Source organism: Actinospica durhamensis (assembly GCF_018139695.1).
GTDB classification, from domain to species: domain Bacteria; phylum Actinomycetota; class Actinomycetes; order Streptomycetales; family Catenulisporaceae; genus Actinospica; species Actinospica durhamensis.
This window is the reverse complement of record NZ_JAGSOG010000329.1, coordinates 1-8655: the sequence shown is the minus strand read 5'-3', so window position 1 is coordinate 8655 and position 8655 is coordinate 1. Positions and strand designations below refer to the sequence as shown.

At 68.3% G+C, this 8655-nt stretch carries 10 protein-coding genes; 7 read left to right on the top strand and 3 right to left on the bottom strand.

The window, feature by feature from the left end:
- Positions 1-121 precede the first annotated feature (121 nt).
- From KDL01_RS36270 to KDL01_RS36255, 4 genes are all read left to right on the top strand, one after another.
- Positions 122-406: a hypothetical protein gene (locus KDL01_RS36270; protein WP_212533233.1), complete on the top strand. Its 285-nt coding sequence runs from the start codon at positions 122-124 to the stop codon at positions 404-406.
- A gap of 10 nt (positions 407-416) precedes the next feature.
- Positions 417-761: a site-specific integrase gene (locus KDL01_RS36265; protein ID WP_212533232.1), complete on the top strand. Its 345-nt coding sequence runs from the start codon at positions 417-419 to the stop codon at positions 759-761.
- Positions 762-782: 21 nt separating this feature from the next.
- Positions 783-1136, top strand: coding sequence for a tyrosine-type recombinase/integrase (locus KDL01_RS36260; protein WP_212533235.1), 354 nt, complete (start codon positions 783-785; stop codon positions 1134-1136).
- Positions 1137-1208: 72 nt separating this feature from the next.
- A complete protein-coding gene (locus KDL01_RS36255; RefSeq protein WP_212533231.1) occupies positions 1209-1787 on the top strand; it encodes a hypothetical protein in 579 nt (192 codons plus the stop codon).
- Positions 1788-2601: 814 nt separating this feature from the next.
- On the opposite strand, the gene KDL01_RS36250 is transcribed toward KDL01_RS36255, so the two are convergent.
- The 3 genes from KDL01_RS36250 to KDL01_RS36240 form a co-directional block, all read right to left on the bottom strand.
- Positions 2602-4020 carry an ATP-binding protein gene (locus KDL01_RS36250; protein ID WP_212533234.1) on the bottom strand — a complete coding sequence of 473 codons (1419 nt, stop codon included), beginning with the start codon at positions 4018-4020 and terminating at the stop codon, positions 2602-2604.
- Between the two features lie 106 nt (positions 4021-4126).
- Positions 4127-4702, bottom strand: a complete 576-nt coding sequence (locus KDL01_RS36245) for a hypothetical protein (protein ID WP_212533230.1) — start codon at positions 4700-4702, stop codon at positions 4127-4129.
- Positions 4703-5230: 528 nt separating this feature from the next.
- Positions 5231-5827, bottom strand: a complete 597-nt coding sequence (locus tag KDL01_RS36240; protein ID WP_212533229.1) for a TetR/AcrR family transcriptional regulator — start codon at positions 5825-5827, stop codon at positions 5231-5233.
- 153 nt (positions 5828-5980) lie between these two features.
- Between KDL01_RS36240 and KDL01_RS36235 the strand changes: the two genes are divergently transcribed.
- The 3 genes from KDL01_RS36235 (at position 5981) to KDL01_RS36225 (ending at position 8553) form a co-directional block, all read left to right on the top strand.
- A complete protein-coding gene (locus KDL01_RS36235) occupies positions 5981-6715 on the top strand; it encodes an SDR family NAD(P)-dependent oxidoreductase (protein WP_212533228.1) in 735 nt (244 codons plus the stop codon).
- A 64-nt stretch (positions 6716-6779) separates the two neighbouring features.
- Positions 6780-7400: an NADPH-dependent F420 reductase gene (locus KDL01_RS36230; protein ID WP_212533227.1), complete on the top strand. Its 621-nt coding sequence runs from the start codon at positions 6780-6782 to the stop codon at positions 7398-7400.
- A gap of 706 nt (positions 7401-8106) precedes the next feature.
- Positions 8107-8553: a helix-turn-helix domain-containing protein gene (locus tag KDL01_RS36225; protein WP_212533226.1), complete on the top strand. Its 447-nt coding sequence runs from the start codon at positions 8107-8109 to the stop codon at positions 8551-8553.
- The last annotated feature ends 102 nt before the right edge of the window (positions 8554-8655 follow it).

The following is an 8655-nucleotide window of genomic DNA, read 5'->3' as shown; positions in this document are numbered from 1 at the left end:
TCAACGAACCCGCGCCCCGATCGCCGGATGATCTACGGCCTTGACAGCCGCGCCCGACATGCACGAGCACGAACACGCTCGCTCACGCCACCCCACCTGAACAGCACCGAACCGTTGGCGGATGCTCATTGATTTTTCGCCGTATTGGCGTCCGGCGGCGTTCGGCGAAGCGGTCGTGGTGGGCGATGCGTTGATTTGGCACGGCGCCGATGGGGACCTGCTACGCCGGGTCGCAGCTGACAGCGGACCCGATTTCATCGAGTTCGTTGCCCGCGCCGTCATCTACCGCCTCGTCACCACAAGTGAGCGGTACCGCAGCCAGCAGGTCGAAAGCTCTCCCGACACCCTCGCCGAGCTCGGCAGGTATGAACGCGCGGTTTCCCTGATCGTCGATTTCGCCCGTTGAGCTGCCGGATATGGCCGTGGTGCTGGCAGCGCCGGTGTATCGTGCGTTCGCGCTGCGGGTGTCGGGATCGTTCGCCGCCGGCAGCGGCGTTTGGGCGGCTGTCGAACGACGCCGGAGTGTGACGTTCTCAGGTACGGCGCAGGGTGAGCAGGTCGCATTCGCCTCGCTGGCACACCCGCGCTTACTGCACCTGGCCCTACAGATCGGACTACGCGTATCCGAGATCATTGGGCTGAGTTGCACGGACGTCAGCCTCGGCACCGGCACGCACGTGCGCTGCCTTGGCAAGGGCCGCAAACACCCCGTGCCGCTGACCAACCCACCCGCGCCGTCTAAGGCCTGGATCGCGGGGTGAGGCGGCGAGGCAGCCCAGCCGCTGGGTCCCACCCGCGCCGGGCGCAGGCTCAGCACCGACGCCGTCGCACACCTCGTGCACAAACACGCGAGAACCGCCGGCTGCCCCTGCCCGAGCATCAAACCCGACCACCTCCACACCCACGTCCTTCGCCACACCTGCGCGATGCGGCTGCTGCACGCCGGCATGGACTCCGCCGTGATCGCGCTCTGGATCGGACACGCCGACCACCTACGCTCCACCGACGTCTACCTGCACTCCGACATGACGATCAAACAGAATGCCCTCGAACGCGCCGCCCCCACCACCACCCCGCGCGGACGGTACCGCTCCAGCGACCCGGGCATCGCCTTCCTCGAAAGCCTCTGGCCCTGACGCGCCCTGCATACAGATTCAGGCGACCCCAACCCCCGTGCACCGACGGTGTGTTGCTGATATTCATGGGGCGTGGATGCACCAGAAGCCCGTGCCACAGCCGAGGTCCTGCAACAGCTACGCGAGGCTTTCCCCGAGGAGTGGCGCGAGGATCCGCTCGGATGGGACGGTGTCCTGGCATGGGAGGCCGAGCAGCACGTCACCTTGCCCGAGCCCTATCGCTCGTTCATCGCCGAGGTCTCCAACGGCTCAGCCCTCGGCCCGCCCGAGGACGGCGGCCTGCTCCCTCTCGGCTGGATGCCCCAACGCTGGTCCGACCGCCACGGGCCCCGCGACCCGGCCGCCACCTTCCCGCTGGAGCGCTCCTGGTACTGGGACCAAGGAGCGGACGAACTCCGGCAGGACAACACCGCCCGATACGAGCACGTCCACCGACACGGCTCGATTCCCCTGGGCACCGAAGCCGCCGGCATGGAGTGGATCCTGGTCACCGCAGGCGTGCACCGCGGCTCCATCTGGGCTCTCACCGAAGTCGGCGCATGCCCCTACGACGGCATAACCGAGCAGCCATGGACAACGCAATACACCGGCATCGGCTTCCTCGACTGGGTCAGACAATGGCGCAATGGGGAAGGCCGATTCACCGCGTGAGACCGCGCACGCCCAAGCCCAGAGCCTGTCCGGTCGAGGCGGCCTCCACACTGCCCTAGAGTTCCGGATCCACCGAAGGGAATGTGAACAGACTCAAGACGATCAAACGGGCGATGCACGGCCGGGCATCGCTCCGCCTGCTCGGAGCACCGTGCAACGGCCTCGAGCCCGCGATACGGGCCACACGTGCACAGGTGCTCAGGCCCGCCGGCACCGAACGAACACGACCCCTGGTAAACACCCGCGAGCGGCGCGGGACCGGTTCGATGCCGCATTCCAGTTCCGCCCGAGCCTCATGAGCTTTGCGAAATCGACGAGCCCACGCCGTCGATCACCTACAACCTCACGTACGAGGGCGAAACTCCCGCCGAGCCAGCCTGGGCAACCGTGCCCTGCTCGCGCGCACTTCGCCGCCTCACCAGCGTCGACGACAACGTGACGAACGCCCTCGGAGCGCTCCCCCGCGCCGTCACCGACTCCCCCGAGAACACCCCGCGCCCACCACCGCCGGATGCCAGAATGCAAACGACCGCCGCAGCGCCAGGCCAAAGGCGGCAAACCTCGTAATGGCGCACCTGACCCCCAGATCAAGGGAGCAGCCGCTCCCGCACGTCAGGCGCAGCATGCGTGCCCTGATCGCCGTGTTGCAACTGTATCCGTGCAGGCTGTTCCTGATCGTGCGCGACGTCCGGTCCCCACATGGTCCCCGGTTGCCGAGTTGCGCTCCGTGCGTGTCTTCGTAGAGGGAGCGCCTCCATGACGACGGGTGGCTGGAGCCTCCTGTAGCCGGCTTGCCGCACCCGCCCCGGGGTGTTCAGCTCTGCCAGGGTGTGATGAGGTCGTCCGGCCCGAATACCGCGTCGGCGTGTTTGGTTGCGCTGCCGGCGCGGCTGATGGCGATCAGTGGCAGGGGCTGGTCGGTGACGCGGAGGCGGTGGCGTTGGAGGGCGAGCATGTCGTGATCGTCGAAGGGCGCGTTCTCCAGCCATTTGATCGACCCGAGGAAGAGCAGCCGTTTCGCGATCGGCTCGCGGTCTGCTCCGACGACGTCGATCTCGACGTCGTTGCTGCGCGTCCAGAACCCGCCGACGACCGGGACGGCGGGGATGGCGTGCGCGGGCAGCAGGCGCAGCAGCGACTCGCGGATGAGCGGCTCGATCGCGCGGCCGCGCCAGGAGGTCCAGCCCCGTTTGATCCGATCCAGGGTCAGGTCGGAACGTATGCGGTCGATCTCGGGCAGGTGCGGGCCGAGGAAGGCGAGCCAGAATCGGAGGTAGGTGTCGGTGATCCGGTACCTGCGTTCCTTCGAGGGCTGAAGGGAGACCGGGAGTTCCCCGGCGACGATCCGCTTGTCGATCAGCAGGTCGGTGGCGCGCGTGAGGGTCGAGTGCGCGATCCCGCCGGCGGCGCGCGCGATGTTCGTGAAGGTCCGCTCGCCGCTTCCGATCGCCTCAAGGACCGCCCTGGCCTGTGCCTGGTCTGGGAACTCGGCGGCAAGGGAGAGCTGCGCGGAGGCGACGATCGGGCTGAGCGGGTCCGCAAGCTCCCTGGCCAGGAACGACCAGAGGTCTTCCCCGGTCCGCCACCGCGCGCAGACGATCGGCAGTCCGCCGGTCACCAGTGCGGCATCGAAGGCGGATGCCGCGTCCAGCCCGGTCATCTGCGCCACCTCCGCCACGTTGAGCGGCCCCACCGGCATTTCACTGCCGCGCTGGTGGAAGGGTCGGCCATAGGAGGTGAGGGCCTCCATCATCGACAGGTCCGAGCCGATGAGCAGGAGCAGGACTGGCCGGTGTGAGAGCTCCCGATCCCACGCGCGCTGCAGAATGCTCTCGAAGGCCCCGGAGTCGTCCATCAGGTAAGGCACCTCGTCGAGCACCACCACGCTGGCCTGGTCCTGAGGGAGCACCCCGGCGAGTTGGCGCAGCGCCGCCGTCCAGTTCCCGGGCGCGGCCTCATCGAAGATCGCCGCCTCGGGGAGCGAGGAGGAAGCGACGTCGTGCGCGAACTCCTCGAGCGGCTCCGCCCCGAGGCCGAGCTGCGCGGTGTGGAAGACGTAGGGTACCCGGCTGCGACGGACGAACTCCTCGACGAGCGCGGACTTCCCGATGCGTCGGCGCCCGCGGATGATCACGCACCGGCCCGGGCGCTGCGCACCGATCGCCGAGCGCACCTCGTCCAAGGCTTGCCCCAGCGCTGCGAGTTCGCGGCGTCGCCCTACGAAGTCCGCCATCGGCACTTCCTCTTCTTGGATACTTGCCTGAAAGATAGTATCTAGAAAGAGAGTATTACACAGGTTACTTTGTGGCATTTGGGTGAACCCCGCGGGGATCGGTCGGTCAGTTCTGCTGCATGCGTTGGACCGCGCGGGCGCCCTCGGCCAGGCATGCACCGGCCACGCGGATCCCGGCTTGCGCGTCGATCGCCTCGCGCATCGCGCTCAGTTCGCCGGGTTCGCTGGCATCGGATACGTGCGGTGGTACGGAGCGGACGAGAAGGGCGAGCACGGCATCGAGCGCGGCGTCGACAGCAGCGGACGGCCCCCACCCAAAGTGCGGCGCCGGCTCCGGCTCCCGCTCCGGCGCGAGTTCGGCGAAGTCGAGGCGGGCCCGACGGATGCGGTCTTCGACGACGCGGGCGAGCAGTCGTGGTGTCATGAGGGCTCTAGGTTGACCCTCGATGCCGACGCCGAATGTGACGAGCAGGCGCGCGGCGTCGACGTACCCGGCGCGTACGCCCTCGTGGTCGAGCCGATCAAGGTCCACGAGCGCACCCGCCTCGAGGAGCAAAAGCAGATACCCGAACGCCTCGGGCCGCGTGAGCAGGTTGGTGCCGGTGCCACGCAGGCCCAGGATCTCTAAACAGGAGAGGATCTGCGCGCGAGTGATCATCGCCTCGCCTGCGTCGCGTGTCATGGCAGTACCCTGCACCCTCCCGTGGTCCACCGCGCGCAATCGCGGCCGAAACATCCCATCGTGTGAACGCGGTACGCCCCCGATCAGGCGCCCGCTGCCAGGCTCCCCGCGGCCCACACCATGGCCAAGCTGCGGCTGTGAGCGGCGCGGCCTGAACCGGCGCGCCGGCAGAATTCAGCAGCTTCCGGCACCGCACGCCGCCCCCGGCGCGGTGTGCGGCCAGCACCCGGGGGCCACTTCGTGCCGCTGCCGTGCCATATCTCCGGCATCCGTAATGCATGAACGACCGCCATCTCGGGACTCGTTCCCGGACTCGTTCACCAGCGTGACGCCTCGTGCACCTGCACCTGCGCCCGCACCTGCCGGGCCCGGCGACGCGCCTGACCGATCGCGAGGGTCACCGCCCGCCTCGACGGTCAGCAGGTCAGGCGGGTCAGGCGCGCATTCCTCTGCCGTGGCAAGCCGCGTCGCGACGAGACCGGTGCTGCGCGCAGGACGGGACGTCCGGTGCAGTCGGAAACGGAAGCCTCATGCGGCGGGCGCCCGGATCGCGTTGTCGATGAGAACGGCGGCGATGGCGGCGGCAGTGGGAAAGCACTCGCTGTTGAGCACACGGGTGCGGGCCGAGGCGCCGTCGAGGAGCAGGGCCAGTTGTTCGCCGAGCTCTTCGGGGTCGGTGGCGCCGGCCTCACGCGCGGCTTCGGTCAGGCGTGCGGCGAGGGCCAACTTGTAGTCGCGGGCGAACTGGGACGCCGGGTGCTCCGGATCGTGGATCTCGACGGCCGCCTCGATGTAGGGGCACAGCGGAGTGAGCCCCTGCGTGCCGCCGCCGGGCAGCTCGAACACGGCGAGGAGCCGCTCGCGGGGCGTCAGGTCGGTGCGATCGAACACTCCGGGCATGACATCGGGATCGAAGCGTCGCAGGTACTCGGCGACGAGTTCGTCCTTGCCGGCGAAATGCTGGTAGGCCGTGCGCTTCGACACCTGGGCCACCGCGCAGAGCTGGTCCATCCCGGTCCGGTTGATGCCCTGCTCGCGGAACAGCTGCTGGGACGCGCCGAGGATGCGTTCGCGCGCACCGCGGCCGCGGCGTCGGCCCTGCGGGCCCTTCTCCAACTCGGTCATGTCTCCCACTCCTCCAGGCCCAGCATAGCCCAGATGGGTAATGATCGGTGTACCTAGCTTGCGGGCCGGCCGGACCTGAGCTACGTTAAATATACAGATCGGTGTACATAGCACGCGGGCCGTTCCGGGGCCTGCCATCTCAATGGAGCGATCATGGGAAAGCTCGACGGCAAGGTAGCCGTGGTCACGGGCGGATCGACCGGCCTGGCGCTAGCCGGCGCCAAGCTGTTCGTGGAAGAAGGGGCCCACGTCTTCATCACAGGTCGGCGGCAGGAGGCGCTGGACGAAGCCGTCAAGGCGATCGGCCGGAACGTGACCGCGGTGCGGGGCGACGCGGCCGATCTCGGCGATCTGGACCGCCTGTACGAGACGGTCAAGCAGGAGAAGGGCGCGATCGATGTGCTCTGGGCCAGCGCCGGGATGGGCGTGGAGGGCAATCTCGGCGAGATCACCGAGGCACAGTTCGATGCCACCTTCGCCCTGAACGCGCGCGGCACGCTGTTCACCGTCCAGAAGGCGCTACCGCTGTTCAACGACGGCGGCTCGATCTTCATGACCGGGTCGAGCGCCTCGCTCAGGGGCTACCCCGGCTGGAGCGTCTACGCGGGGAGCAAGGCCGTTCAGCAGGCCTTCGCGCGCGCGTGGCTGGCCGAGTTGCGCGAGCGGCGGATCCGGGTCAACGTGCTGACTCCCGGCCAGGTGGCCACCGCGATGCAGGAGGAGGTGTTCGACGAGGCGACGAAGCGGCAGTTCGAATCCCTGATCCCGCGGGGACGGATGGGCCGCCCCGAGGAGATCGCCACGGTCGCACTGTTTCTCGCCTCGGACGACTCCAGCTATGTGAACGGGATGGAGCTGGCCGCAGACGGTGGCACCACGGCGATCTGAGCGGGATACGGACGAAAGCCCGGGTCGCTGAAGGCACTTGGGAAACCAGGAAGAGGAAACACTCATGAGCAGCATCAGCATCATCGGCACCGGCAACATGGCCCGCACCCTCGGCACTATGGCCCTGGCCGGGGGAAACACCGTCGAGATCCTGGGCCGCAGTCAGTCCAAGGCAGCCGACTTGGCCGAGTCCCTCGGCGACGGGGCCACGGCGGGAGAGTGGGGCGCCGTCCCAGCCGGGGACATCGTCATCGTGGCCCTACTGGCCGGCCATGTCGCCCCGGTAGTCGCCCAGTACGCGGACGCCCTCGCGGGCAAGGTCATCGTCGACATCAGCAACCCCTTCGACCCCGCGGCCGACGCACTGGCCTACGCCGGAGACACCTCGATCGCGCAGCAGGCTGCCGAGGCGGCCCCGGCCGACGCCGCCGTCGTGAAGGCGTTCAACACCGTCTTCGGCCACGTCCTGGAGAAGGGCAACAAGCCAGAGGTCTTCCTCGCTGGCGACGACGCGTCGGCGAAGGCAGCCGTGGCGGACTTCATCCAGAGCATCGGGCTGCGCCCGCTGGACGTCGGCGCCCTGAACATGGCCCACTGGCTGGAAGGAATGGGCCTGATCACGATGGGCATCGCCCGCAACGGAGTGGGGCACTGGGAGTTCGCCCTCGGCGTTACCGAATTCTGAGAGGCAGCCAGCGCACCGGCCACGCCCGGGTCGGCCCGAACATCCGGACCCATCCGCCGGCGCCGCAGGCATTCTCGCGGCGGCCGAAGCGCAGCGCCACGCCGCCGACGCCCGCTTCCTCGTCGCCCCGGCCGCCAAACCCGAGACCCTTCACAAGGCGGCGAAGACTGAGCTACCGGTCGTCTGCGGCACGTCATCCCGGACCGGCACTCCCGGCTCCGGCCGCGCACCGTCGAACAGCACAGCCCGCAGCCGGGGGCCTCGGCCTGCTCAGGGTTGCAGACCGCCGGTCACCCCGCCCACGCCATTCGTCGCCGTCGTCCAGCAGTCCGAAGTCCTCGGCGAAGGACACCAGGAACTCTTGCTCCTGACCCGGATCGGTCCAGCAGCGAGACCAGCGATGAGCTGAGCCGGCCAGCTGCCGCTGATCCGGCGGCAGTTGGCCGCAGACCTACGCGATCCACTCCAACGCCAGCGCCTTGGCCGCCCGGCGTTCATTTCGGCCAATGTCAGCTGGTACCGGATGGCCCTCTCCCATGTTGGTCGGGCATCACGCACTCAGCTGATCTCAGCGACGCATAGCGGGCGGATCGGGCATTCATGGAGGTTGCGGACGGCGGCAGCATAGAGCGCGGAGCGCCTGATAGAAGGATTCTGACTAAGAAGATCTTCTGGCAGGACGGCTCCGCGCGTGACCTATTCTTGCATGCTCGATGTCCCCCGCGAACTGGTCTGGTACCTCGCGCGGCTGCTCAAGGCCGAACGTCGCCGGCGCGGCACACGCCGGGGCACTCGTGCGCTCACCCCCTTCCACCAGGCACGCTTCGCCCTGGCGTGGTTCCGCGACCGGGTCGACGTCGAACGGCTCGGAGCCGGCTTCGGCCTGTCGCGTGCCACCGCGTACCGGTACCTCGAGGAAGCGATCGATGTGCTTTCGGATCAGGCCCCGAACCTGCAAGACGCGCTGGAGAAGGCGGCGGCCGAGGGTGTCGCGTACCTGATTCTCGACGGAAAGGTCATCGAGTGCGACCGGCTCTACGAGCCGACCGTCTCGAGGAAGGGCCGAGAAATCGACGCGTGGTACAGCGGGAAAACGCACGGCTTCGGCGGCAACATCCAAGCCCTGATCCTCGATCCACCGAGCCAGTTTTAAAAGTCTGATTCTGCGGCTGCGATCGGTCCTACCTGTTACGCGGGCAGGACCGATCGCCGGGTGGCCGTCCGGGCGGGGTCTTCCGGGGTTCTCGAGTCGTGG

Coding starts and splice junctions, on each gene's coding strand:
- KDL01_RS36245 (WP_212533230.1), bottom strand. CDS start 4,702: ATGACACGCGACGCAGGCGAGGCGATGATCACTCGCGCGCAGATCCTC.
- KDL01_RS36250 (WP_212533234.1), bottom strand. CDS start 4,020: ATGGCGGACTTCGTAGGGCGACGCCGCGAACTCGCAGCGCTGGGGCAA.
- KDL01_RS36270 (WP_212533233.1), top strand. CDS start 122: ATGCTCATTGATTTTTCGCCGTATTGGCGTCCGGCGGCGTTCGGCGAA.
- KDL01_RS36265 (WP_212533232.1), top strand. CDS start 417: ATGGCCGTGGTGCTGGCAGCGCCGGTGTATCGTGCGTTCGCGCTGCGG.
- KDL01_RS36230 (WP_212533227.1), top strand. CDS start 6,780: ATGAGCAGCATCAGCATCATCGGCACCGGCAACATGGCCCGCACCCTC.
- KDL01_RS36225 (WP_212533226.1), top strand. CDS start 8,107: ATGCTCGATGTCCCCCGCGAACTGGTCTGGTACCTCGCGCGGCTGCTC.
- KDL01_RS36240 (WP_212533229.1), bottom strand. CDS start 5,827: ATGACCGAGTTGGAGAAGGGCCCGCAGGGCCGACGCCGCGGCCGCGGT.
- KDL01_RS36235 (WP_212533228.1), top strand. CDS start 5,981: ATGGGAAAGCTCGACGGCAAGGTAGCCGTGGTCACGGGCGGATCGACC.